22 protein-coding genes are annotated in these 21,990 nt (G+C 73.7%); 13 read left to right on the top strand and 9 right to left on the bottom strand.

From position 1 onward, the window contains the following. The first annotated feature begins 40 nt into the window (after positions 1-40). The 3 genes from ACIGG8_RS25325 (at position 41) to ACIGG8_RS25315 (ending at position 3,637) form a co-directional block, all read left to right on the top strand. Positions 41-601, top strand: a complete 561-nt coding sequence (locus tag ACIGG8_RS25325) for a DoxX family protein (protein ID WP_350523227.1) — start codon at positions 41-43, stop codon at positions 599-601. A 197-nt stretch (positions 602-798) separates the two neighbouring features. After that, positions 799-1,515: an FxLYD domain-containing protein gene (locus tag ACIGG8_RS25320; RefSeq protein ID WP_396550951.1), complete on the top strand. Its 717-nt coding sequence runs from the start codon at positions 799-801 to the stop codon at positions 1,513-1,515. A gap of 316 nt (positions 1,516-1,831) precedes the next feature. Continuing rightward, positions 1,832-3,637 (top strand): glycosyl hydrolase family 18 protein, encoded by a 1,806-nt coding sequence (locus ACIGG8_RS25315; protein ID WP_396550949.1) that lies wholly within the window; start codon positions 1,832-1,834, stop codon positions 3,635-3,637. Positions 3,638-3,773: 136 nt separating this feature from the next. On the opposite strand, the gene ACIGG8_RS25310 is transcribed toward ACIGG8_RS25315, so the two are convergent. Together ACIGG8_RS25310 and ACIGG8_RS25305 are read right to left on the bottom strand one after the other, a co-directional pair. Next, on the bottom strand, positions 3,774-4,319 hold the full coding sequence (locus ACIGG8_RS25310; RefSeq protein ID WP_396550947.1) for a hypothetical protein: 546 nt from the start codon (positions 4,317-4,319) through the stop codon (positions 3,774-3,776). 99 nt (positions 4,320-4,418) lie between these two features. Further along, positions 4,419-5,000, bottom strand: coding sequence for a MarR family winged helix-turn-helix transcriptional regulator (locus ACIGG8_RS25305; protein WP_396550945.1), 582 nt, complete (start codon positions 4,998-5,000; stop codon positions 4,419-4,421). A gap of 135 nt (positions 5,001-5,135) precedes the next feature. Here ACIGG8_RS25305 and ACIGG8_RS25300 point away from each other — a divergent pair, with 135 nt between their 5' ends. From ACIGG8_RS25300 to ACIGG8_RS25285, 4 genes are all read left to right on the top strand, one after another. After that, positions 5,136-6,446, top strand: a complete 1,311-nt coding sequence (locus ACIGG8_RS25300; RefSeq protein WP_396550943.1) for an MFS transporter — start codon at positions 5,136-5,138, stop codon at positions 6,444-6,446. 169 nt (positions 6,447-6,615) lie between these two features. Next, the gene (locus ACIGG8_RS25295) at positions 6,616-8,229 is read left to right on the top strand and encodes a dolichyl-phosphate-mannose--protein mannosyltransferase (RefSeq protein ID WP_396550941.1); all 1,614 of its coding nucleotides are present in this window, start codon (positions 6,616-6,618) and stop codon (positions 8,227-8,229) included. Continuing rightward, a complete protein-coding gene (locus ACIGG8_RS25290; RefSeq protein WP_396551006.1) occupies positions 8,229-9,005 on the top strand; it encodes an ABC transporter permease in 777 nt (258 codons plus the stop codon). The genes ACIGG8_RS25295 and ACIGG8_RS25290 overlap by 1 nt, the downstream gene beginning before the upstream one ends. Before the next feature lie 347 nt (positions 9,006-9,352). Beyond that, positions 9,353-9,937 carry a TMEM165/GDT1 family protein gene (locus tag ACIGG8_RS25285; protein WP_396550939.1) on the top strand — a complete coding sequence of 195 codons (585 nt, stop codon included), beginning with the start codon at positions 9,353-9,355 and terminating at the stop codon, positions 9,935-9,937. A gap of 69 nt (positions 9,938-10,006) precedes the next feature. Here ACIGG8_RS25285 and ACIGG8_RS25280 read toward each other — a convergent pair whose 3' ends face one another. Beyond that, positions 10,007-11,218, bottom strand: a complete 1,212-nt coding sequence (locus ACIGG8_RS25280; RefSeq protein ID WP_396550937.1) for a peptidoglycan-binding protein — start codon at positions 11,216-11,218, stop codon at positions 10,007-10,009. Between the two features lie 394 nt (positions 11,219-11,612). Between ACIGG8_RS25280 and ACIGG8_RS25275 the strand changes: the two genes are divergently transcribed. Then, positions 11,613-13,685: an MFS transporter gene (locus ACIGG8_RS25275; RefSeq protein ID WP_396550935.1), complete on the top strand. Its 2,073-nt coding sequence runs from the start codon at positions 11,613-11,615 to the stop codon at positions 13,683-13,685. 79 nt (positions 13,686-13,764) lie between these two features. Here the strand turns inward: ACIGG8_RS25275 and ACIGG8_RS25270 are convergent, their stop codons facing one another. After that, the gene (locus tag ACIGG8_RS25270; protein WP_396550933.1) at positions 13,765-14,241 is read right to left on the bottom strand and encodes a MarR family winged helix-turn-helix transcriptional regulator; all 477 of its coding nucleotides are present in this window, start codon (positions 14,239-14,241) and stop codon (positions 13,765-13,767) included. 62 nt (positions 14,242-14,303) lie between these two features. Here ACIGG8_RS25270 and ACIGG8_RS25265 point away from each other — a divergent pair, with 62 nt between their 5' ends. Continuing rightward, positions 14,304-14,714, top strand: coding sequence for a cupin domain-containing protein (locus ACIGG8_RS25265; protein ID WP_396550931.1), 411 nt, complete (start codon positions 14,304-14,306; stop codon positions 14,712-14,714). A gap of 102 nt (positions 14,715-14,816) precedes the next feature. After that, positions 14,817-15,143 carry an antibiotic biosynthesis monooxygenase family protein gene (locus tag ACIGG8_RS25260; protein ID WP_396550929.1) on the top strand — a complete coding sequence of 109 codons (327 nt, stop codon included), beginning with the start codon at positions 14,817-14,819 and terminating at the stop codon, positions 15,141-15,143. A 170-nt stretch (positions 15,144-15,313) separates the two neighbouring features. On the opposite strand, the gene ACIGG8_RS25255 is transcribed toward ACIGG8_RS25260, so the two are convergent. Continuing rightward, a complete protein-coding gene (locus tag ACIGG8_RS25255) occupies positions 15,314-15,544 on the bottom strand; it encodes a hypothetical protein (protein ID WP_396551004.1) in 231 nt (76 codons plus the stop codon). Here ACIGG8_RS25255 and ACIGG8_RS25250 point away from each other — a divergent pair. Next, entirely contained in the window at positions 15,455-15,823 is a 369-nt protein-coding gene (locus tag ACIGG8_RS25250; RefSeq protein ID WP_396551003.1) for a carotenoid oxygenase family protein, read from the top strand. The two genes, ACIGG8_RS25255 and ACIGG8_RS25250, sit on opposite strands and share 90 nt — an antisense overlap. A gap of 141 nt (positions 15,824-15,964) precedes the next feature. On the opposite strand, the gene ACIGG8_RS25245 is transcribed toward ACIGG8_RS25250, so the two are convergent. Beyond that, a complete protein-coding gene (locus ACIGG8_RS25245; RefSeq protein WP_396550927.1) occupies positions 15,965-16,843 on the bottom strand; it encodes a LysR family transcriptional regulator in 879 nt (292 codons plus the stop codon). A gap of 214 nt (positions 16,844-17,057) precedes the next feature. Here ACIGG8_RS25245 and ACIGG8_RS25240 point away from each other — a divergent pair, with 214 nt between their 5' ends. Then, positions 17,058-18,509 carry an MFS transporter gene (locus ACIGG8_RS25240; protein ID WP_396550926.1) on the top strand — a complete coding sequence of 484 codons (1,452 nt, stop codon included), beginning with the start codon at positions 17,058-17,060 and terminating at the stop codon, positions 18,507-18,509. 93 nt (positions 18,510-18,602) lie between these two features. Here ACIGG8_RS25240 and ACIGG8_RS25235 read toward each other — a convergent pair whose 3' ends face one another. Then, entirely contained in the window at positions 18,603-19,505 is a 903-nt protein-coding gene (locus tag ACIGG8_RS25235) for an RNA polymerase sigma-70 factor (protein WP_396550924.1), read from the bottom strand. Positions 19,506-19,688: 183 nt separating this feature from the next. Between ACIGG8_RS25235 and ACIGG8_RS25230 the strand changes: the two genes are divergently transcribed. Further along, positions 19,689-20,765: an NAD(P)/FAD-dependent oxidoreductase gene (locus tag ACIGG8_RS25230; RefSeq protein ID WP_396550922.1), complete on the top strand. Its 1,077-nt coding sequence runs from the start codon at positions 19,689-19,691 to the stop codon at positions 20,763-20,765. A 17-nt stretch (positions 20,766-20,782) separates the two neighbouring features. Here ACIGG8_RS25230 and ACIGG8_RS25225 read toward each other — a convergent pair whose 3' ends face one another. Continuing rightward, positions 20,783-21,178, bottom strand: a complete 396-nt coding sequence (locus ACIGG8_RS25225; protein ID WP_396550920.1) for a VOC family protein — start codon at positions 21,176-21,178, stop codon at positions 20,783-20,785. 170 nt (positions 21,179-21,348) lie between these two features. Beyond that, positions 21,349-21,948: a M15 family metallopeptidase gene (locus tag ACIGG8_RS25220; protein WP_396550919.1), complete on the bottom strand. Its 600-nt coding sequence runs from the start codon at positions 21,946-21,948 to the stop codon at positions 21,349-21,351. Positions 21,949-21,990: the final 42 nt, after the last annotated feature.

The following is a 21,990-nucleotide window of genomic DNA, read 5'->3' as shown; positions in this document are numbered from 1 at the left end:
CACCGGCGGGGACACTCCGCCGCGGAATCGAGGATGCGACATGTGCCTGAACCGTAAGGACCTGGGCCTGCTGGCCCTGCGCAGCGCGGTCGGCGGGGTGCTGATCGCGCACGGCACCCAAAAGCTGTTCGGCTGGTTCGGGGGCGGCGGCCTGGAGGGCACCACCCAGGCGATGGACCACATGGGCTTCCACCCGGCCCGGCAGAGCGCGATCGCGGCCGGGCTCGGCGAGGCGGGCGGCGGCGCGCTGCTGGTCGCCGGGCTGGCCACGCCGGCGGCCGGCGCGGTGGTGGCCGGGACGATGGCGACCGCCGTGGCGGTGCACGCCCCGGCCGGCTTCTTCGCCATGGGCGGCGGCTACGAGTACCCGGCCTTCCTCGGTGCGACCGGGCTGGCGATCGGCCTGGCCGGCGCCGGGCGGTACTCGCTGGACCACGCGACCGGCCACGTCTTCGACCGGCCCTGGCTGGGCGTGCTGTCCTTCGTGGCGAGCGCGGCCGGCGCGTACGGCGTGGTGGCGCGGCGCCGGCACGTGGTGCGGCTGCGCGAGGAGCGGGCCGCGGTGGAGGCGGACGAACAGGAGGGCTCCGGGCTGTCCTGACGGGCCGAGGCCGGGGCGGGCCGGCAGTCGGGCCGCGCGGTCGGGCCGGGTGGTCCGGCCGCGTCGTCGGGCCGCGCGCGTCACCCGGAGGCAGCAGCCCTGCTGGCGGCTGCCCCCGGGGCCTCGGAGGGTGGGCGGGAGGCGGGCCGGACAGCCCGGCGCCGACCGGAACCGGCCGACCGGAATCGAGGGACCGCATGGACCGCCAGTCGCACACCCGGGTCACCGCGCCGGGCGCGGGAGCCGCTGCCCGGGGCGCGAGGGTCACCGCCCCGGGTGCCGGGGCCGCTGCCACGGGTGCGAGGGTCACCGCCCAGGACCTGGACGTGTCACCGCTGCGCCGTCGACGACCCGCCGTGGCAGGGGTGTTGACGGCGGCGCTGGTCGGCGCGGCCGCGCTGGCGGGCTGCTCCTCCGGGCAGAGCGCGAGCAGTGTGGCCTCCCAGGCGGTGTCCGCGGCGGAGAAGGGCGCGAGCGCCGCCGCCTCCGCCGCCTCGGCGCTGGCCTCGGCGGCCGGCGGGGCGGGTTCGGCGCTGGCCTCGGTGGCGAGCGGGGCGGGTTCGGCCCTGGCGTCGGCGGAGGCGCGGGCCTCGGAGGCGGTGTCGGCGGCCTCCTCGGCGGTGTCCGGGGTCAAGGGCGGGCTGGACGCCAAGGGTGACGTGACGGTCGGGGCGGTGACCACCGGCACGGACAACAGGACCCAGGTGCAGCTGACCGTCACCAACCACGGTCAGCAGTCGTACAAGTACGTGATCCAGGTGAACTTCACCGACGAGTCCGGCAAGGTGGTCGACGCCACCGCGGTGACCGTCCCGGAGCTGGCCGCCGGGCAGAGCGTCCAGGCGGCCGCGCGCAGCAACCGGGAGCTCTCCGGCACGGTCAAGGCCGACGTGGCCAACGCGATCCGGTACTGACGCCCGGTACTGAAGCCAGGTACTGACGCCCGGTCGGAGCGGGGGCGGAACCTTAAGCGGAACTCAAGGCCCAACAGGACCCCTTGACGGGCGAGTTGGTCTAGTCCATTTTTATGCCCAGGTGCAGGGAGCCCCTGAACCGGCGTCGACGGCCTCGTGCCGCCGGCGCCGGTTCGGCACATCCCGGTGTCCCGTCATGGCCCGAACCGCACGATTCCCCACCCCTTCCTGTCATGTCCCGGTCGTTCGGCCCCACCCCGGACGCGCGCCCCCGGGGCGGCGGGAAACCTCCCCCACAACCAGGAGTCACGTACGCATGCTGCGCTCACGCATCGAAAGGGCCGGGACCCCGGCTCCGCAGGGCGGCCGCCGACGCCGTCCGAAGAGCCTGGCCGCCGTCGCGGCCGGCACCGCCGCCTCCGTCCTGCTCGGCGCGGGCCTCGCGCTGTCCGGCGGCGGCGCGGCCAACGCCGCGACCACCAACTCCACCGGCGCGCCCGCCACCAGCGGCGGCATCAAGGTGGCCTACTTCGACCAGTGGTCGATCTACGCGAACGGCTACTACCCCAAGACGATCCAGGACACCGGTGTGGCCGGGAAGCTGGACTACCTGATCTACGACTTCGCCAACATCCACCCGACCGACCTGGGGTGTTTCGAGGCCACCAAGGCCGCCGACACGAACGACAACAACCCCAACGCGGGCGACGGCGCGGGCGACGCGTTCGCCGACTACCAGAAGAGCTTCGGCGCGGACATCTCGGTCGACGGCGTCGGTGACGTCTGGAACCAGCCCGTCGCGGGCAACTTCAACCAGCTGAAGAAGCTGAAGGCGAAGAACCCCAACCTCAAGGTCCTGATCTCGCTGGGCGGTTGGACCTACTCCAAGTACTTCTCGGCGGCGGCCGCCACGGACGCCTCGCGCAAGCACCTGGTGTCGTCGTGCCTCGACATGTTCATCAAGGGCAACCTGCCATCCGATGCCGGCTACGGCGGCCCGGGCTCGGCGGCCGGCATCTTCGACGGCGTCGACATCGACTGGGAGTACCCGGGCGGAGGCGGCCACACCGGCAACATCTCCAGCCCGGCCGACAAGCAGAACTTCACGGCGCTGCTGAAGGAGTTCCGCACCCAGCTGGACGCGCAGGGCAAGACCGACGGCAAGACCTACGCCCTGTCGGCCGCGGTCGGCGCCGGCCAGGACAAGATCATGAACGTCGAGACCGACAAGATCGGTCAGTACCTGACCTTCCTCGACGTCATGACCTACGACATGCACGGCGGTTGGGACGCGCAGGGCCCGACGAACCACCAGGCCCCGCTCTACTCCGGCCCGAACGACCCGTCGACCCCGGCCAAGCCGGGCAACGGCAAGTACTCGATCGACAACGCCGTCAAGGCGTGGACGGTCGGCGACGCGCAGTACGGCATCCCCGGCGGATTCCCCGCCAACAAGATCAACATGGGTGTGCCGTTCTACTACCGCGGCTGGACCGGCGTGAAGGACAACGGCAAGCACGGCCTCTTCCAGCCCGCCGCCAGCCCGGCGGCCGGCGCGGCGATGTCCGGCAACGTCCCCGGCATCCAGATGTACAAGGAGCTCGCGGGCTTCGTCGACAACCCGTCCAGGACCTTCTGGGACGACGACGCCAAGGCCACGTACTTCTACGACGGCAACACCTTCTGGAGCGGTGAGGACACCAAGTCGATCCAGGCCAAGCTCGACTACGCGCACTGCAACGGCCTCGGCGGCTCCTTCGCCTTCTCGCTCTACGACCTCGGCACCCGGACCGGGCTGTTCGACACGATGGTGAACGCCACCAACGGCTCCGCCGCGGCCTGCCCGGCCCCGCCGACCGGCACGCCGACCCCGACCCAGACGCCGACCGGCACCCCGACGGGCACCCCCACCGGTACGCCGACCGGCACCCCGACCGGCACCCCGACCTCGCCGGCCACCTGCTCGGCCGCCCCGAGCTGGGACCCGAACACCACCTACGCGGCCGGCGGCACCAAGGTCTCGTGGAAGGGCCACTACTACACCAACAAGTGGTGGACCAAGGGCGAGGACCCGAGCCTGAGCGGCCAGTGGGGCGTCTGGACCGACAACGGTCCCTGCTGACGACCCGAACCACCGGATGACCGGGGCCCCGACGGGCCTCCGCGGCACCCGAACGGGTCCGGCCCGCCGGGGGAGCACCCCCGGCGGGCCGGACCTCCGCCGTTCCTGCGGGCCGGGCGGCGGCCCGCCCGGCCGCTCAGACCTTGGCGTAGGCGACCGAGATCGAGGTCGACGAGCTGGTGATCACCAGGTTGTCCGCGCCCCGCTCGGCGAGGCCCGAGCCGCCCCCCGTGGAGGTGACCTCGAAGCCCGCGGCCTTGAGTGCCGCCTGGTACTTGTCGTAGTCACCGGCGGTGGCCTCGCAGGTGATGATGTAGGCGCCGTCCGCCCCGTTGACCAGGGTGATCTTCCCCGGCGGGAGCGGTATGTCGGCGGGCAGGCCGGCCGGCCGGGTCTTGCCGTTCTGGACCGCTCCGGCGGGCGGGGTCGCGCCCGCCGGCGGGGCGGCGGGGGTCGTGGCAGGGGCGGCCGGGGCGGAAGCCGGCTGTGAGGCGCTCGGGGCGCTCGGGGTGGCCGCCGGTGCGGAGGAGACCGCGGCCGGGGCGGTCGGGGAGCTCGTCGCCGCGGTGCTCGCGGCGGCGGTGGAGGAGCTGTCGTCGTTGCAGGCGGTGAGCGCGAGCCCGGCCACGACCAGGGTGGCGAGCAGGGCGGAGGTGCGCTTGAGCGGCATGGTGTGAGCCAATCGTGTGACGGTGCCTCAGTGGTTCCGGGCGCCAGGCAGAGTGGCACACGAAAGGCCGGATGCCAACGGAATTCCGTCGGTCCGGCCTTCCTCCGGCGCTCAGTCCAGGTCGGCGGTGCGGCCGAGGGCGTCGGGCTGGGTCTCCTCGATCCGCCGCAGCATCCGGGCCAGCAGGCCGGAGAGCGCGGTGCGCTCGGGGCCCACGACGTCCTGGAGCAGCTCCTCCTCGAACACCGCCGCCATCCGCATCGACTCCAGCCACTTGTCGCGGCCGGTCTCGGTCAGCTCGATGATCACCCGCACCCGGTTGGACTCGTCCCGCTCCCGGGTGACGAGGCCGTCGGCCACCATCCGGTCGATCCGGTGCGTCATCGCCGCCGGGGTGAGTCCGAGCCGCTTGGCCAGCTCGCCCGGCCCCAGCCGGTACGGGCTGCCGGCGACCACCAGGGCCTTGAGCACCTCCCACTCGGCGGACGTGATTCCGAGCACGGTCAGCTGCCGGTCGTACGCCACGCCCATCCGCCGGGAGACCCGGTTGAGGGTCTGCACGATGGTCTCCACCTGGGGGTCCACGGTGGGGAACTCCCGCTGGTAGAGCGCCACTTGCTCGGCGATTCCGAGCTCCAGGGGGGTGGCCGGTGCGGGCTTTCCGGCAGCCGGCGCCGGCTTGTCCGTAGTCATGCGGACCAGTGTCGCACGAGCGTGCACCCCTTAAGCCTTTGACTCCGCAGCCTTCTGGTGCTAAGACTTTATCTCGTCAAACTTTAGCTCTGAAATCTTCTGGACTTAAGAGTATCCAGTCGAAGCCAGGAAGGGATGTGCACGGTGGTCGGCACGGTGAAGCAGCGGAGGCAGCGTCGCGGGGCGGGTGGCCCGCTGCGCCGCGTCCAGATCGGCAACGCGCTCAGTGCGTTCGGCAGCGGGTTCACGATGCCGTACATGTTCGTGTACGTGGACCAGGTGCGTGGCCTGGGCTCGCTGGCGGCCGGGATGGTGTTCACCGTCTTCGCGCTGGCGGCCCTCGCCGTGCTGCCGTTCACCGGGCGCGGCATCGACAGGTACGGCCCCCGCCCGGTGCTGCTGGCCGGTACGGCGCTCGCCGCCACCGGCGCGTTCGCCTTCGGCCACGCCACCGGCACCCCGGCCCTGCTGGTCTCCTCCTTCCTGTTCGGCGCGGGTGTCACCACCTGCCAGCCGGCGCTGGCCACGATGATCGTCCGCTGCTCGACGGCGGCGACCCGCTCGCACGCCTTCGCGCTGCAGTTCACCCTGGTCAACCTGGGCATGGGCATCGGCGCGCTGGTCGGCGGGCAGATCGTCGACGTCACCGACCCGGCCAGCCTCACCCGGCTGTTCACGATCGAGGCGGCGACCTTCCTCGGCCTGGCCCTGGTCACCGGCACGGCCCGGATGCCGCGGTTCCAGCTGAGCGCCGTCCACGAGAAGGGCGACGGCCCGACCGGCCTGCGCGCGCTGGTCGCCGACAAGGCGATGCTGCGGCTCTGCCTGCTCGCCGGGCTGATCTTCTTCACCTGCTACGGCCAGTTCGAGTCCGGTGTGGCGGCCTTCGCCACCGACACCGTCGGCACCGCGCCCTCCACCCTGGGCTTCGCGATCGGCGCCAACGCGCTGACCATCGTGGTGCTGCAGATGTTCATGGTGCGGATCACCGCGCGCCGCCGCCGCACCACTGCGATGGCCGCGGCCGGCCTGGTCTGGCTCGGCGCCTGGGCGATGGCCCTGGTGGCCGGCCTGATCCGGACCGAGACCATGGCCGCCACGGTCGCCATCGTCTCGATCTACGCCCTCTTCGGCGTCGGCGAGTCGCTGCTCGCGCCCACCATGGGCCCGATGGTGGCGGACCTCGCCCCGGCCCGGCTGCTCGGCACCTACAACGCCGGCTACTCCCTGGTGAAGCAGATCGCGATCGCGGTCGGCCCGGCCGTCGGCGTGCTGCTGGTCGGCTCCGGCACCTGGCCGCTCTACCTGGCGGCGATGGCGGGCTCGACGCTTCTGATCGTCGCCCTGGCGCTGCGGCTGCGCCCGCACCTCACGCCGGAGCAGGACAACGCCGCCCCGGCCGTGGTCCACGCCGTCCCGGTCCGGGAGCTGCAGACCGCCGCGTGACGAAAGGGCACGTGCGAGCGTGTGAAACGGGCGCCGACCAGGTCACCTGGTCGGCGCCCGTCGCGCTTGGCTTCGCGACCACCGCCACATAGTGTCAGTGGCTGTTGACCGCCCGGACCAGGCCGCAGCGCCGGGCCCGGGCAGAGCAGACAGGCGAATCGGCGAGGCTATGACGCAAGCGGCGCTCACGCACCCCCCGGCGGCCCCGGCCCCGGCCGACCCCGCACCGGCCCCGCGCGGGGGCGTGGTCCGCTGGGCGGCCGACCGCTCCGGGTGGCTCGGGCCGATCGGCGTCGCGATCTTCGCCGGGCTGCTGCGGTTCTGGAACCTCGGCTACCCCAACGCCTTCGTCTTCGACGAGACGTACTACCCCAAGGATGCCTGGTCGCTGCTCCGACAGGGCTACGAGGCCAACTGGCCCGACCACGCCAACGCCGACATCCTGGCCGTCCCGCAGTCCATCCCGCTCGGCTCCGCGCCCGAGTTCATCGCGCACCCGCCGCTCGGCAAGTGGGTGATGGCGATCGGCGAGCAGCTGTTCGGACTGCACCCCTTCGGCTGGCGGTTCATGACGGCGCTGCTCGGCACCCTCACCGTGCTGATGCTGGCCCGGATCGGCCGCCGGCTCTTCGGCTCCACCCTGATCGGCTGCACCGCCGCGCTGCTGATGTCGGTGGACGGCCTGGCGCTGGTGATGAGCCGGGTGGGCCTGCTCGACGGCATCCAGATGTTCTTCGTGCTCGGCTCCTTCGGTGCCCTGCTGATCGACCGCGACCACGCCCGCGCCCGGCTCGCCGAGGCCGCCGACGGCGACACCGTCCGGCTCGGGTGGCGCCCCTGGCGGATCGCCGCCGGGGTGCTGATCGGCGCGGCCTGCGCGGTCAAGTGGAACGGCGCCCCGATCCTCGCCGCCTTCGGCATCCTGACCGTCCTGTGGGACCAGGCCGGCCGCCGCGGGGCGGGCGCCCGCCGTCCGTGGCGCTCCATGCTGCGCCGGGACGCCGGGCCCGCCCTCCTCGCCATGGTGGGCTCCGCCCTGGTGGTGTACGTCGGCGCCTGGGGCGGCTGGCTGCTCAGCGGCGGCAGCGGCGAGGGCGGCTACGACCGGCACTGGGCCGACGGCCGCGCCGGGCTCTCCCCGGACAGCTTCCTCGGCGTCCCGCTGCCGCAGGTGCCGATGAGCTGGGTGCCCGCCCCGCTGCGCAGCCTGTGGCACTACCACTCGCAGATGTACGACTTCAACACCGGCCTGAGCACCCCGCACACCTACCAGTCCAACCCCTTCGCCTGGCTGGTCGACGGTCGCCCGGTCTCCATGTACTGGGAGCAGATCCCGAACGGGACCCGCGGCTGCACCTCCTCCGGCGGCTGCGCGGCGCAGATCCTGGGCCTGGGCACGCCGTTCCTCTGGTGGGCGGCCTGCTTCGCGCTGGTTTACCTGCTGTGGCGCTGGTTCTTCCGGCGGGACTGGCGCTCCGGCGCGGTGCTGTGCGCGGTGGCCGGGATCTACCTGCCCTGGTTCCGCTACCAGGAGCGGACGATCTTCTCCTTCTACATGGTCGTGCTCGTGCCGTTCCTGTGCCTGGCCGTCGCCCAGATGCTCGGGGCGATCCTCGGCCCGCCCGGATCCAGCCCCCGGCGCCGCCGGATCGGCGCGATCGGGGCGGGGGCCGTCGTGCTGGCGATCGTCGGCTGCTTCGCCTTCTTCTACCCGCTGTACACGGCGGAGGTGATCCCGATGTCGTCCTGGCAGGACCGGATGTGGTTCACCAGCTGGATCTGATGGACCTCGCGGCGTCCGGCGGCCAGCTGCTGCCGGTCACGCCGGTGCTCGGGGTGGTCACCGCTGTGCTGCTGCTGGCCGCCGTCGCGGTGGCCGGGCGGGGGCAGCTCGGCCACGGGCACGCGGTGCTGCGGGCCGGGCTGCGCGCGGTGGTGCAGCTGGCGGCCGTCGCCGCGGTGATCACCTGGGTGGTCGGCTCGCTGTGGTGGTCGGCGCTGTTCGTGGTGCTGATGTTCGGCGTCGCGGTGCGCACCGCCGGGCGGCGGATGACCCCGGGGCCGGGCTGGGTTTGGGCGGCCGCGCCGATCGGGGCCGGGGTGCTGCCGGTGCTCGCCCTGCTGCTGGGCGTCGGGCTGCTGCCGCCGAAGGGCCTGTCCGTCATCCCGGTGGCGGGCATCCTGATCGGCGGCGGGCTCACCGCGACCTCGCTGGCCGGGCGGCGCGCCCTGGACGAGCTGCGGCTGCGGCGCGGGGAGGTGGAGGCGGCGCTGGCGCTCGGCTTCGAGGAGCGCGACGCACGGCTGGAGATCTGCCGCACGGCCGCGGCGACCTCGCTCGTCCCGGCCCTGGACCAGACCCGTACGGTCGGCCTGGTCACCCTGCCCGGCGCCTTCGTCGGGATGCTGCTCGGCGGGGCCTCGCCCGTCCAGGCGGGAGCGGTGCAGCTGTTCGTGCTGGTCGGGTTGCTGGCGGTGGAGTCGGTGGCGATCGTGGTGGTGCTGGAACTGGTCGGCCGGGGCCTGGTGACGGCGGGGGAACCGGGCGAAGGCCGATGACGGCCGGGAGCCGGGAGCCGGGAGCCGGCGGCCGCCGGAGCCGGACACCGGAAGGCGTCGGGTACCCTTGGGGGCGTTGAAGGGGAGTAGCCCTCCACCGGACCGTCGACATACTGGCCCCCAGGGGCCCGGCGCCCGGGGCACCGCTCGTAGAGCGTTGCCGGCGAGACCTTCGGCCGCAGTGCTGTGACCATGACCAGTGCTGTCGGGCCGAAGCGTCCCCTGACGGAGCTGCGACGGCCGGGCAGCCCGACCGAGGAACCTCCCTTGATGAGTGAGCGAAGCGAACGAGCCGTCGACGGGCGCGTCCGTGCGAACGTCCCCGCCGAGCGAAACGAGGCGGGCGCATGAGCCTGACCGTTGCCGTGTTGACGTTCGGCATCATCTTCCTGGCCGAACTGCCGGACAAGACCGCGCTGGCCAGCCTGGTGCTCGGCACCAAGTACCGGGCGAGCTACGTCTTCGCCGGCATCGCCGCCGCCTTCGCCCTGCAGGTGGGCATCGCACTGGTCGCCGGGCACCTGCTGTCGCTGCTGCCGCACCGCTGGGTGGAGCTCGTCACGGGCGTGCTCTTCCTGGCGGGCGCGGCGATGCTGCTGTTCCACGGCGGCGGGGACGAGGACGAGCACGCGGCCAAGGAGCCGTCCTCGAACAGCTTCTGGAAGGTGGCCGGGGCCAGTTTCGTGGTCGTCGCGATCGCCGAGTTCGGTGACCTGACCCAGATCATGACCGCCAACCTGGCCGCCAAGTACGCCGATCCGCTGGCCGTCGGCCTCGGCTCCTGGCTGGCGCTCTGCGCCGTCGGCGGGATCGCCATCGTGGGCGGACAGAAGCTGCTCAAGTACGTGCCGATGAAGCTGATCATCCGGGTGGCGGCGGCGATCATGCTGGTACTGGCGGCCGTCAGCATCGGCGGGGCGATCACCGGCTGACGTCCCGGGAGCGGCGAACGGGCGGCGCCCGCCGATCGGCGGGCGCCGCCCGTTTCGGGTGTCCGGGGGTCAGCAGCCCGGGTCGGCGGAGAGGACGGCCTGGGTCTTGGGACCGTAGAAGCCGTTCTCGCCCTTGATCCGGTTCTCGCGCTGGTAGCTGCTGAGCACCGATTTGGTCCAGTCGTCGAAGGTGCCGGAGATGATCGACTTGTCGACGAATCCGCATTCGGCGGCGTAGAGGCGCTGCTGCATGTCCCGGACGTCGGGCCCCACCATCCCGACCTGCAGCACCCGCGGGGTGGGCGTGGGGGTCGGGGTGGGCGTCGGCGTCGGGGTGGGGGTCGGCGTGGGAGTCGGGGTGGGCGTCGGCGTCGGAGTGGGGGTCGGCGTCGGAGTGGCCGTCTTCGTCGGCGTCGGCTTGCGGCTGGGCGTCGCCGATGGGCTCGGCGCCTCACTGGTCGGCGCCGGCGTGGTCGCGGTGGGGACCGCCGAGGGGGCCGGGTCCACCGGCGCGGGCGCCAGGGTGGTGGTCGGCAGCGGCTTCGCCTGCTCGGCGTCCGGCTCGGAGGAGGGCGTCACGGCGTACGCGACGCCGATGGTGAGCGCCACCAGCGCGGCGCCGACGCCGACGAGCAGCCCCTTGCGCTCGGTCAGCGGGTTCCGGGCGGCCTGGTCGGCCGCCCGGCGTGCGGCCCGTCCGCCGGTGTCCGGCGCGTCGGGCCCGGCGGGGGCGTTGTCGAAGGGGAACAGGCCGATCTCTTGCCCGGCCCCGTACCCGGCCTCGTGTCCGGCCCCGTACCCGTTGCCGCCGTACCCGTTTTCGTACCCGTTGCCGTGCCCGCCGGCGTGCTGTCCGGGGGCCTGCGGCGGCCCGGCCGCGTACGCGCCCGGCCCGGGGGCCGGCACCGGGGGCAGCACCGCGGTCGCGTGGGCGTCGGCGTCCGGGCGGAGCGGGGGCTGCCCGGCGTGGACCGGCGGCAGCACCGTGGTCGCGTAGGCGTCCGCGTCCGGCCCGAGCGGCGCGGTGACCGGCCTGCCCGGAGCGAACGGCTGCCCCGGTGCGGTGGGCGGCAGCACGGTGGTCGCGAACGGGTCCACGGTCGGGGCGTGCGCCGGGGCCTCCTCGGCCACCTGGTCGGCGGTCTGGGGGACGTACGGGCGGACCAGCGGCGGGCCCTCGATGTGGGGGAGGACGGCGGTCTCGGTGAGGCTCGGGTCCGGGACACAGCCGCACCCGGCTGAGCGTGCGGTGCCGCACGTCGGGCAGTGCTGGTCCGGCATCGGCCGGTCCTCCTCGGTTTCGGGTCGTACTCGTGTGCGGTTCCGGTGGCGTCCGGGCGGGGCCCCGGGCGCACGATCGCGCCTGATTATGCAGGACTGCCCGGAGGGTGGACAGGGGCGTCCGACCCGCCGCGGGGGTGTTGTGCCGGTTGGTGCCGGTTGGCCCCTCCGAGAACGTCCCGAGACCGCTCCGACGCCGCCCCGAGACCGCCCCGGAGAGCTCCTCCGGGGAACGCCCCGGACGCCGTGGACGTCCCCGGTGCTTACGTTCGGCTCAATCCGGAGGAACAAAACGGGGCGAATCTGCCAGCATGGTGAGCTGGGAGTGATCATCCGCACGGGCAGCCAGCCGGGGCCCGCGACCCCACGGAGACGCCATGCCCACGGAGACGCCATGACGGATCCGCCCGCCGCGTCCGACCGGAGCCCGGCGGGCGAGCCCGGCCCGCCGACGGCCGCCGTCCCCAACCTCTGGGTGCCGATCGGCGCGCTGCTGCTGGCGATGCTCCTCGCCGCCCTCGACCAGACCATCGTCTCCACCGCGCTGCCCACCATCGTCAGCGACCTCGGCGGCCTCGACCACCTCTCCTGGGTGGTCACTGCCTACATGCTGGCCGCCACCGCCGCGACCCCGCTCTGGGGCAAGCTCGGCGACATGTACGGCCGGAAGCGCTTCTTCCAGGCCTCCATCGTGATCTTCCTGCTCGGTTCGGTCCTGTGCGGGATCGCGCAGGACATGGGCGAGCTGATCGCCTTCCGGGCGCTGCAGGGGCTGGGCGGCGGCGGGCTGATGGTGCTCTCCCAGGCGATCGTCGGCGACCTCGTCCCACCCCGGGACCGCGGCCGCTACCAGGGCCTGTTCGGTGCCGTGTTCGGCGTCACCAGCGTGCTCGGGCCGCTGCTCGGCGGACTGTTCGTCGACCACCTCAGCTGGCGCTGGGTCTTCTACGTCAACCTGCCGATCGGCGTCGTCGCCCTGGTGGTGATCGCCGCGGTGCTGCACGGGCGGGAGGTGCGGCGCGAGCACCGGATCGACTACCTCGGCACCGCCCTGATCGCCGCCGTCGCCACCTGCCTGGTGCTGATGACCTCGCTCGGCGGCACCACCTGGGCCTGGAGCTCCTGGCAGATCGTCGGCCTCGGCGTGCTCGGGCTGGTGCTGCTGGTCGCCTTCGTCGAGGTCGAGCGGACGGCGGTGGAACCGGTCCTGCCGCTGCGGCTGTTCCGCTCGCGGACCTTCAGCCTGGTCGCGGTGATCTCCTTCGTGGTCGGCTTCGCGATGTTCGGCGCGCTCACCTACCTGCCGACCTACCTGCAGGTGGTCAAGCAGGTCTCGCCCACCATGTCCGGCATCCACATGCTGCCGATGGTCCTGGGCATGCTGGTCACCTCGATCGGCTCCGGCCAGGTCGTCGCCCGCACCGGCCGCTACCGGGCCTTCCCGATCGCCGGTACGGCCGTCACGACCGTCGGGCTGCTGCTGCTCTCCCGGCTCGACGAGCACAGCAGCACCGCCGAGACGAGCTTCTGCTTCCTGGTCTTCGGCCTCGGGCTGGGCCTGGTGATGCAGGTCCTGGTGCTGATCGTGCAGAACTCGGTCGGCTACGAGGACCTCGGCGTGGCCACCGCGGGCGCGACCTTCTTCCGCTCCATCGGGGCCTCCTTCGGCGTCTCCATCTTCGGGACGGTCTTCGCGAGCGGGCTGCGGGACCGCCTCGCCGACGCCCTGGCGGGGGTGCCGCTGCCGTCCGGCCTCCAGCCCGAGGCGGTCACCACCGACCCCAGGGTCATCCCCCGGCTGCCCGCCGACGCCCAGGCGGCGGTCTACCACGCGTACGCCGAGTCGATCACCCGCGTCTTCCTGTACGCGGTGCCCGTCGCGGCGGTCGCCTTCGTACTGTCGCTCTTCCTGCGCGAGCAGAAGCTGCGGTCCACCGTCACCGCGCCGGACCTGAGCGAGTCCATCGGGCTGAACCCGGTGGAGCGCAGCTCCCTGGACGAGATCGCCCGCGCGCTGTCCGTGCTGAGCACCCGCGAGGCCCGGCGCGACCTCTTCGGGCGGATCACCGCCACCGCCGGGCTGGACCTGCTGCCCGCCTCCAGCTGGCTGCTCCTGCAGATGCACCAGCACGGCTCGGTCGAGCCGGCCGAACTGGCCGAGCGGCGGATCGTGCCGATCGCCGTCGTCGAGGCGGCCGTCCGGGAGGTGGAGGGCCGGGGGCTGGCCGCGCGGTCCGGCGGACTGCCGCTGCGGCTCACCGAGTCGGGCGAGGAGGTCGCGCTGCGGCTGGTCGCCGCCCGGCGCACCCAACTCGCCGACCTGCTGGAGGGCTGGGACGAGCAGCAGTACGCCGACCTCGCCGAGCTGCTGACCAGGCTCAGCTCCGCCCTCTGCGCCGACCTGCGGGACCGGCCCGATCCGGTCGGGCCGCAGCCGCCGTACCACGGTGAGGGGCGGTCGTTCTGACCGCGGCCGGGTGGGGCCGCTCCCCGGGGCCCGCTGTCCAGGTGGACGGTGCGCATCCGGATCCGGCGCTTCCGCAGGCTCACGGCGAGCCGAACCAGCGCGGGGTGTCGAGGCGGAACGGGTCGCCGGGGGCGAGTCGGCGCAGGCTGTCCTCCAAGTGCCGGAGCTCCTCCTCGCCGAGGGTGGCGGACCACTCGGCGCGCAGCTCGTCGAAGATCCGGGCCGAGCGGGCGAGGCAGTCCACACCCCGGTCGGTGAGCCGGACCACCTTGCGGCGGGCGTCGGCCGGGTCGCTGCCGCGCTCGACGTAGCCGAGCTGTTCGAGGTTCTCGACGGTCTTGCCCGCCGCCTGCTTGGAGACGCCGAGGCGTCGGCCGAGTTCGACGGCGGTGGTGCCGTGCGGGCCGATCGCCTGGAAGACGAAGCCGTGCATCGGGCGGAGGTCCGGATGTCCCTCGCGGGCGATCCGCTCGTGCAGCTCGTCGATGATCGTCCGGAAGGCGAGGAGCAGGCGCAGCGGCAGCTCGAAGCCGGGCGGGGCGGGTTCACTTGACACGATAGACAACCTCATTGACCATATAGACAACTTCGTTGTCCATATTAGGGGGTTCCTTCGTCATGCCTGTCATCCGCCTCTCCGACGCCCGCCGCTCCGAGACCCCGAACGCCGTCATGACCACCTTCGCCTCGCCCACCCAGGGCTCGACGTCGCTGGCGCTGTGGCGGGTCGAGATGCGACCCGGCACCCAGGGCCCGCTGCACGCCATGGACGCCGAGCAGATCTGGACCTTCCTCGCCGGGTCCGCCACGGTGGAACTCGCGGGCGAAACCGGCGTGTTGGCCGCCGGCGACACCCTCGTCCTCCCCGCCGACGAGGCCCGCCGGATCACCACCGACGAGGGCTTCACCGCCGTCGTCGCCTCCACCTCGCCCTCCCGCGCCTACAACCCCGACGCCGTCACCCCCGACGGCGCCTGCGCCATGGCCCCGCGCGACGCCGAGCGCGTCCTCCCGGCATGGATCGCCTGAGCGGCGGGAGGCGGGTCCGCCCGGTGTGAGGTGTAGGAGACTGCTGGCAGTGACCGAGCCGGCGGCCGCACGCGGGGCCCCGGCGGACCAGTAAGGAGCGGCATGTCCGTCGTCAAGATCAACGTACTGACGGTGCCGGCCGAGCAGCGCGAGGTGCTGGAGCAGCGCTTCGCCTCGCGGGCCGGCGCGGTGGAGAACTCGGACGGCTTCGAGTGGTTCGAGCTGCTCCGCCCGGTCGAGGGCACCGAGCAGTACCTGGTCTACACCCGCTGGCGCAGCGAGGAGGACTTCCAGGCGTGGATGGAGGGTCCGATGAAGTCGGCCCACCAGGGCGGCGGTGAGGGCGAGGCCCCGAAGCGGCCGGCCGCCTCCGGCTCCACGCTGTGGTCCTTCGAGGTCGTCCAGTCGGCCGGGCCCAAGGGTGCCTGAGTCAGTACCTGCCGGCGGTGGTCGGTAGTCGGTAGTTCGTCCTTCGGGCCCTTCCCCTGGTGGGGGAGGGCCCGAAGTGCTTCCCGGCTGCCCGCGGTGGTGGCGGGGTGGGCGGTTGCCCGGCTGCCGGGGCCCGATTCGCCGTAGTGCGGGAAGGGTTGGGGCTGGGGTCACTCGATCTGGGTGGCGGCCCATTCGGCCCAGTCGCGGCGCATGGCGTTGAAGCGCAGGCCGTACTCCAGGGCGATCCGGCCGACGGAGAGGCCGTCCTCGCCCCAGTCGATGGTGTCGGCCAGGGCGGCGAGGTCGGCGTGTTCGCGGGCGGAGAGGTCGGCCAGGCAGGTGAGGTAGTCGCGGGCCTGGCCGGGGGTGAGGACGCCGAGGAAGAAGACCCTGAGCAGGATGTCGCTGCGGGTGTTGCGGGGACCGTTAGAACCCGCACCCCGGGCGAGGCCGTGTTCGTCCCGGCGGGGACGGGAACGCCGGTCGGCCCGGGCGCCGGTTCAGCCGGCTCACCCGGATGGCTCATGACGTACGTTCATGACGCCCGCACCGAACGCAGTGACCTCGTCGTCCTGGCCGCCGACGACCTCGCCGCCCCGCCGGTCGCCACCGTGCACCTCCCGGCCCGGGTGCCGTTCGGCTTCCACGGCAACTGGCTCGCCGATGCCCCGGCCTGAGAGAGGGGACGGCTCAGGCTGAGGGCGTGCCAGGCCGGGCAGGCGCATGACGCGGGCTCATGACGCGGGCTCATGACGCGGGCTCATGACGCGGGCTCATGGCGCCGCGGGCTCATGAGGCGGGCTCATGGCGCCGCGAGCTTATGCCGAGACTGCATACAAGACCTCGCGCAGGCCGGGTACGGTCTCGCGGTCGGCCCGCCAGACGAGGCGCAGGTGCAGCGGCGGGGGATCGAGCGGGAGGCGCACCAGGGTGCCGGCGGCGAGCTGGTCGTGGACGGCGAACTCGGGCAGCAGCGCGATGCCGAGGCCCTGTTCGGCGCAGGCGCGGGTGACGGCGACGCCGCCGGTGCGGACGCGGTCGAGGTCGTGGCCGAGCAGTCGCTCGCCGGCCAGGTGGAAGGAGCAGGCGGGGGTGTTGACCAGGAGGCGCCGGCCGCGCAGGCTCTCGCGCGTGAGGGCGGTGGCGTCGGCGAGCGGGTCGGTGGGGGCGGCGACCAGGGCCAGCGGGACGTCCTGCAGGTCGACGTGGTCGAGCGGGGCCGGCGGCAGGTAGAAGCCGAGTTCGCCGAGCGGCCCGGCGGTGTCCAGGATCAGTGCCGCCTCCAGCGCCCCGGCCGCGACCCCGCCGAGCAGGCCGTCCCGGGCGGTGTCGGTGTGCAGGGATATCTCCAGGTCGGGCCGGCGCTCGGCGAGACGGGCCAGGACGGCGGGCACGTGGGTGGCCGCGATGGTCTCCAGCGCGCCGAGCCGCAGCCGGGCGCGGGCGGCGACCACCTCCCGCCGCGCCTGTTCGGCCTGGTCCAGCAGCCTCCGGGACCACGGCAGCAGCCGCTCCCCGGCCGACGTGAGGGTCATGCCGCGCGGTGCCCGTTCGAACAACTCGGTGTCCAGACTCCGCTCCAGCGTGCGGATCTGCTCCGAGACGGAGGACGGGGCGAGCCCGAGCGCGACGGCCGCGCCGGTGACGGTGCGGTGGGCGACGACGGCCTCGAAGACGCGCAACTGACGTAGTTCCACTGGTTTCCCCTGGACTCCCCGGCTTCCGGACGCCTTGCTCCCGGTGCTGCGGGACAGCGTACGGGTGGGTGTGCGGAGTTGTACCGCGGCGTGCGCGGAGTCGTACCGGGGCGTTCGGAGAATCCGAACGCCGCATGCGGTTCCGGCGGTCGAACGGACGGGGGTGGCGCGGCCAGGGTGGGGGCGCTTCCGCTCGTCGATCAGGAGAACCCCGATGACCTCCCCCGTCCCTCCCGTCGCCCCTGCGACACCGGCCGCGCCCGCGACGCCGGCCGCGCCCGCGACGCCGGCCGCGCCCGCGACGCCGGCCGCGCCCGCGACGCCGGCCACGGCGACCCGCTCGCGCGCCCTGCTCGGCATCGCCCTCGGCTACTTCATGGTGCTGCTCGACACCACCGTGCTCTCCGTCGCAGAACCCGATCTGGCTGCCTCGCTGGGCAGTTCGACCACCGGACTGCAGTGGGCCGTCACCGGCTACAGCGTCGCCTTCGGGGCACTGCTGCTGTCGGCCGGGGCGGCCGCCGACCGCTACGGCGCCCACCGGGCCTTCCGCTTCGGCATCGCCGCCTTCGGTGCGGGCTCGCTGCTCAGCGCGTGCGCGCCGGACATCCCGACACTGGTGCTGCTGCGCGCCCTGCTGGGCGTCGCGGCGGCGGCCTGCGTCCCGGCGAGCATGGCGCTGATCACCCGTCTCCACCCGGAGCCGGCTGAGCGGGCGCGTGCCGTCGCCGTGTGGGCGGCGGTCAGCGGCTGCGCGATGGCCTTCGGGCCGATGGTCGGCGGTGCGCTGGTCGACCTCGCCGGGTGGCGGGCGGTGTTCCTGGTGAACGTCCCGCCGGCGGTGCTGGTGCTGGCCCTGGTGGCCGGACGGGCCGTGCACTGCCCGCGCGGTGAACGGCGCATCGACTGGCCGGCCCAGCTGGCCGCCTGCGCCACGCTCGCGCTGTTCACGGACGCGCTGATCGCGCTCGGCGACTCCGGGTGGTCGCACGCGGCGTGGTCCGGGGCGGCTGCGGCAGTGGCTCTGGTGGCCTTCGTACGGCGCGAGCGGCGCAGCCCGGCGCCCGTCCTCCCGACGGACGTGCTGCGGGCCCAAGGCACGGGGGCGGTGCTGCTGGCGGGCGGCGCGGTCAACTTCGCCCTGCTGGGCGTGCTGTTCGTGCTGCCGCTGCTGCTGCAGCAGGAGCTGCGGCTGTCCCCGACGCTGGCCGGGGTGGCGTTCCTGCCGATGACGCTGCCGCCGGGCTTCAACCCGCTGCTCACCGCGCGGATCGTCGCCAGGGTCGGTCCGTGGCGGCCGGTGCTGGGCGGGCTGGCACTGCTGACGGCGGGCTGCGCGGTCCTCGCGGCGGCGGTGTCGCTCGGCACGCCGTACCCGCTGCTCGCCGTGGGGCTGCTGCTGGCGGGCTTCGGGGTCTCCTTCGCGCTGCCCGCGCTGGTCACCGCCGTCGTCACCACCGCGCCGGAGGGCCGTGCGGGTGCGGCGGGCGGCCTGCTCAACGCCGTCCGGCAGGTCGGCGCGACGCTGGGCGTGGCGGTGACGGGCGCGTTCGTCGGCGGGGGCGCCGCCGTCGGCGGGGGTGGCGCGGTCGCGATGGCGATGCTGCTTCCGGCGTTGGTGTGCGGGGCGGCGGCGCTCGCGGTGCTGCGCAGCCGCGCCCGGTGATCCGGTCGGGCCCGGTGACCCGGTGCCCCGGCGGCTTCGAGGCGCGCCGAGAGTCCGAGGCGCCGGGCCACCGGGCCACCGGGACTCCGAGGCTCAGAGGCTCACCGCCGTCTCCCGCTCCATGTGCGTCAGCTTCTCCGGGTTCCGCACCGCGTAGATGCCGGTGATCCGCCCCTCGTCGAGCCGCATGGCCACCACCAGGTCGATCTCCCCGTCGATCCGCAGGATCAGCGCCGGGTGCCCGTTGACCTGGGTCGACTCGGCCGTCGCCACCGGGCCCCACAGCGCCACGCCCCTGGCGAGCAGCCGGGCCACCTGCTCGGCCCCGACGGTGGGCCGCGGCATGGCCGTCTTGATACCGCCGCCGTCGCTCATGTGGACGACGTCCGGTGCGAGGAGGTCGAGGAGGTTCTGGAGGTCGCCCGTCTCGACCGCCCGCTGGAAGGCCGCGATCGCGGCCCGTGCCTGGTCCGCCGAGACGTTGCCGCGCGGACGGCGCGCCGCCACGTGCGCCCGCGCCCGGTGGGCGATCTGGCGGACCGTGGCCGGCGCCTTGCCGACGGCCTCCGCGATCTCGTCGTAGCCGAGGGCGAACACCTCGCGCAGCACGAACACCGCCCGCTCGGTCGGTGTCAGCGTCTCCAGGACCATCATCATCGCCATCGAGATGCTGTCGGCCAGTTCGACCTGGTCGGCCACGTCGGGCGAGGTGAGCAGCGGCTCGGGCAGCCACGGGCCGACGTACGACTCCTTGCGCCGGCCGAGCGTGCGCAGCCGTCCGAGCGCCTGCCGGGTGGTGATCCGGACCAGGTACGCGCGGTGGTCGCGGACGGTGTCGAGGTCGACGCCCGCCCAGCGCAGCCAGGTCTCCTGCAGGACGTCCTCCGCGTCCACCGCCGAGCCGAGCATCTCGTAGGCGACGGTGAACAGCAGGTTGCGGTGGGCGACGAACGCCTCGGTGGCCGGATCGGGACGGCGGCCGTCCTCGCTGTTCATGGTCTCTCCCTCTGGTGCCTCGGTGCCGCTGGTGCCTCTGGTTCGGCTACGCCTCCCACAGGACGCCGGACCCCGCCGGTCCGTGACACGGCACGCCGTGTGACCTGCGCCACGCCGGCCCGGTGTCACGGCTCCCGGCCCGTCGGCATCTCCATGCCGACGAGCACACGGCAGGAGGCCGAGATGAGGACGATTCCCGAGATGAAGGTCGTCGTGGTGGGCGCCGGGTACGCGGGGATGCTCGCGGCCAACCGGGTCGCCAGGAAGGTGAAGGCCGCCGAGGTGACGGTGGTCAACCCCCGCCCCGACTTCGTGGAACGCGTACGGCTGCACCAGCAGGTCGCCGGGACGGCCGTCGCCGCGACGCCCATCGCGTCGATGCTGCGCAACGGGGCCGTGCTGAAGGTCGGCGCCGTCGACCGGATCGGCGACGGCTGCGTCGTCCTCGACGGCGGCACGCGCCTCGACTTCGACTGGGCGTTCCTCGCCGTCGGCAGCACGGTGCGGCCGCTGCCGGGCACCGTCCCGGTGGGCACCTGGGAGGGCGCGGAGCGGGCCCGTGTCGCGCTCGCCGCGCTGGCGGCCGGCCGCACGGTGACGGTGGTCGGCGGTGGTGCCACGGGTATCGAGACGGCCGCCGAGGTGGCCTGGGCGAGGCCGGACCTGAAGGTGCGGATCGTCGGGCCGGCGGTCGGCGACACCTTCACCGACCGGGCGAACGAGAAGGTCCGGGCCGGGCTGGAGCGGCTGCGGGTCGAGATCGTGGACGACAGTGCGACGGAGGTCGGCGACGGTGTCGTGCACCTGCGGTCGGGCCTGTCGCTGCTCTCCGACCTCACCCTGTGGGCGATCGTGTCCGGCGTCCCCGACCTCGCGACCCGCAGCGGCCACACCGTCGACGGGGACGGGCGCGCGGTCGTGGAGGCGTCGCTGCGCAGTGTCGACGACGAACGGATCTTCGCCGTCGGCGACTGCGCCGCCGTCCCCGGCGCCCGCTTCGCCTGCGCCCTCGCCGGCCCGCAGGCCGCCCACGCCGTCGACAACGTGGCGCGCCTGATCGCCGGCCGTACCCCGGTGCCGTACACCCCGCGCTACGTCGCCCGGGCCGTCACCCTCGGCCGCGACAACGCCGTCGGCCAGTTCACCCGCCGCGACGACACCCTCCGGCGGGTGCACGTCAGCGGCCGCACCGGGGTCGTGATCAAGGAACTCGCCTCCCGCGGCGGCAAGTACGGCGCCCGCACGGGGACGGGTGGCTGACCCCTCGCCCCGCCGGCTCAGGCCGACGGCGTGAGGAGGATCCACACGTGCCCGAACGGGTCGCGAAGCATCGACTGCCGGGCGCCGTACGGCATGTCGGCCGGCGGGGAGAGGAGTTCGGCGCCCGCGGCCACCGCCTGCGCCGTCAGCGCGTCCACGTCGGGGACGTACACGTGCAGGATGACGGACGGCACGCCGGTGCCGGGCGGCGCGAACGGCGCCTCGGCGTCCCCGAGCATGAGCGTCGCGCCGTGCACCTGGATCTCGGCGTGCACGATCCGGCCGCCCTCGCCGTCGAGCCGGAACAGCTCGGAGGCGCCGAACGCGGCACCGTAGAAGTCGATGGCGGCGGCGGCGCCGTCGACGACGATGTGCGGGATGACGGCCTGCCTGTGGTGCTCGGGAATCTCCATGCCGAGCACGGTAGGCCGGTGACGGTCGGTCGGGCATCGGGCGCAGGGCCCGCCGGTCCTACGCTTCGAGGCGGAGGACCGGAGGACCGGAGGGCCTGAGACCTGAAGGCCTGCGGGTTCTACAGGCGTCGGGATCCGTACAGGGCGGACGGCGCTCCCGTGGCCAGTGCTCAGTAGCGGTCCCCGTACGACCAGTGCCACCACTCGGTGGGGTAGTTGACCAGCCCGGCGCCGGTCAGGACCGCGCTGAGCAGGCGTCGATTGGCCCGGGCCTGCGGGTCGAGGCCGTCGGCGTCGGTGTAGCAGGCCCCGGCGCTCTCCTCCGGGCTGGCGTTGACCCTGGTGCCGAGGTCGAGTTCGTGGCCGTCGGGGTCGACGAGGGTGAGGTCGACGGCGGCGCCCGCGCTGTGCGGTGCTATCTCCGGCGGGGACACGTAGCGGCTGGTCGCCGACCTGACCCGGTCGTCCGGCCAGCCGGGGTTCGCGGCCCGCAACTCGCTGGCGTACTCGTCGAAGTAGCGGCTCTGGAGCTCCGGCGGCCGGTAGCCCTCCACGAACAGCAGCCGCAGTCCGTCCGGCAACCGCGACTGGGCGTCGAGCAGCCGGTCGAGGACGGCGGCCCGCAGGTGCGTGAACGCGCCGGTGCCGTCCTGCTTTCGCTCGTCGACGAGCAGGCCGCTGCCGCCCCGCACGTGCAGGAGTCGTTCACCGCACTCCCGGACCGCGACGGCGGACACCTTCGGGTCGGACATGAGGGCGATCTCCCTCAACTGTGCCTCCCTGGCTGACGATCGGGTGCTGCCCGCCGTCCG

It is taken from the genome of Kitasatospora sp. NPDC085464, assembly GCF_044541955.1.
In the GTDB taxonomy this organism is placed as follows: Bacteria; Actinomycetota; Actinomycetes; order Streptomycetales; family Streptomycetaceae; genus Kitasatospora.
Note: the sequence above shows the minus strand (reverse complement) of the source record. Positions and strands in the feature narration are given on the sequence as shown.

Excerpts from the sequence above, each read along its gene's own strand:
- ACIGG8_RS25325 (WP_350523227.1), top strand. The coding sequence starts at position 41 with ATGTGCCTGAACCGTAAGGACCTGGGCCTGCTGGCCCTGCGCAGCGCG.
- ACIGG8_RS25320 (WP_396550951.1), top strand. The coding sequence starts at position 799 with ATGGACCGCCAGTCGCACACCCGGGTCACCGCGCCGGGCGCGGGAGCC.
- ACIGG8_RS25315 (WP_396550949.1), top strand. The coding sequence starts at position 1,832 with ATGCTGCGCTCACGCATCGAAAGGGCCGGGACCCCGGCTCCGCAGGGC.
- ACIGG8_RS25305 (WP_396550945.1), bottom strand. The coding sequence starts at position 5,000 with ATGACTACGGACAAGCCGGCGCCGGCTGCCGGAAAGCCCGCACCGGCC.
- ACIGG8_RS25300 (WP_396550943.1), top strand. The coding sequence starts at position 5,136 with ATGTGCACGGTGGTCGGCACGGTGAAGCAGCGGAGGCAGCGTCGCGGG.
- ACIGG8_RS25295 (WP_396550941.1), top strand. The coding sequence starts at position 6,616 with ATGACGCAAGCGGCGCTCACGCACCCCCCGGCGGCCCCGGCCCCGGCC.
- ACIGG8_RS25290 (WP_396551006.1), top strand. The coding sequence starts at position 8,229 with ATGGACCTCGCGGCGTCCGGCGGCCAGCTGCTGCCGGTCACGCCGGTG.
- ACIGG8_RS25285 (WP_396550939.1), top strand. The coding sequence starts at position 9,353 with ATGAGCCTGACCGTTGCCGTGTTGACGTTCGGCATCATCTTCCTGGCC.
- ACIGG8_RS25280 (WP_396550937.1), bottom strand. The coding sequence starts at position 11,218 with ATGCCGGACCAGCACTGCCCGACGTGCGGCACCGCACGCTCAGCCGGG.
- ACIGG8_RS25275 (WP_396550935.1), top strand. The coding sequence starts at position 11,613 with ATGACGGATCCGCCCGCCGCGTCCGACCGGAGCCCGGCGGGCGAGCCC.
- ACIGG8_RS25265 (WP_396550931.1), top strand. The coding sequence starts at position 14,304 with ATGCCTGTCATCCGCCTCTCCGACGCCCGCCGCTCCGAGACCCCGAAC.
- ACIGG8_RS25260 (WP_396550929.1), top strand. The coding sequence starts at position 14,817 with ATGTCCGTCGTCAAGATCAACGTACTGACGGTGCCGGCCGAGCAGCGC.
- ACIGG8_RS25240 (WP_396550926.1), top strand. The coding sequence starts at position 17,058 with ATGACCTCCCCCGTCCCTCCCGTCGCCCCTGCGACACCGGCCGCGCCC.
- ACIGG8_RS25235 (WP_396550924.1), bottom strand. The coding sequence starts at position 19,505 with ATGAACAGCGAGGACGGCCGCCGTCCCGATCCGGCCACCGAGGCGTTC.
- ACIGG8_RS25230 (WP_396550922.1), top strand. The coding sequence starts at position 19,689 with ATGAGGACGATTCCCGAGATGAAGGTCGTCGTGGTGGGCGCCGGGTAC.
- ACIGG8_RS25225 (WP_396550920.1), bottom strand. The coding sequence starts at position 21,178 with ATGGAGATTCCCGAGCACCACAGGCAGGCCGTCATCCCGCACATCGTC.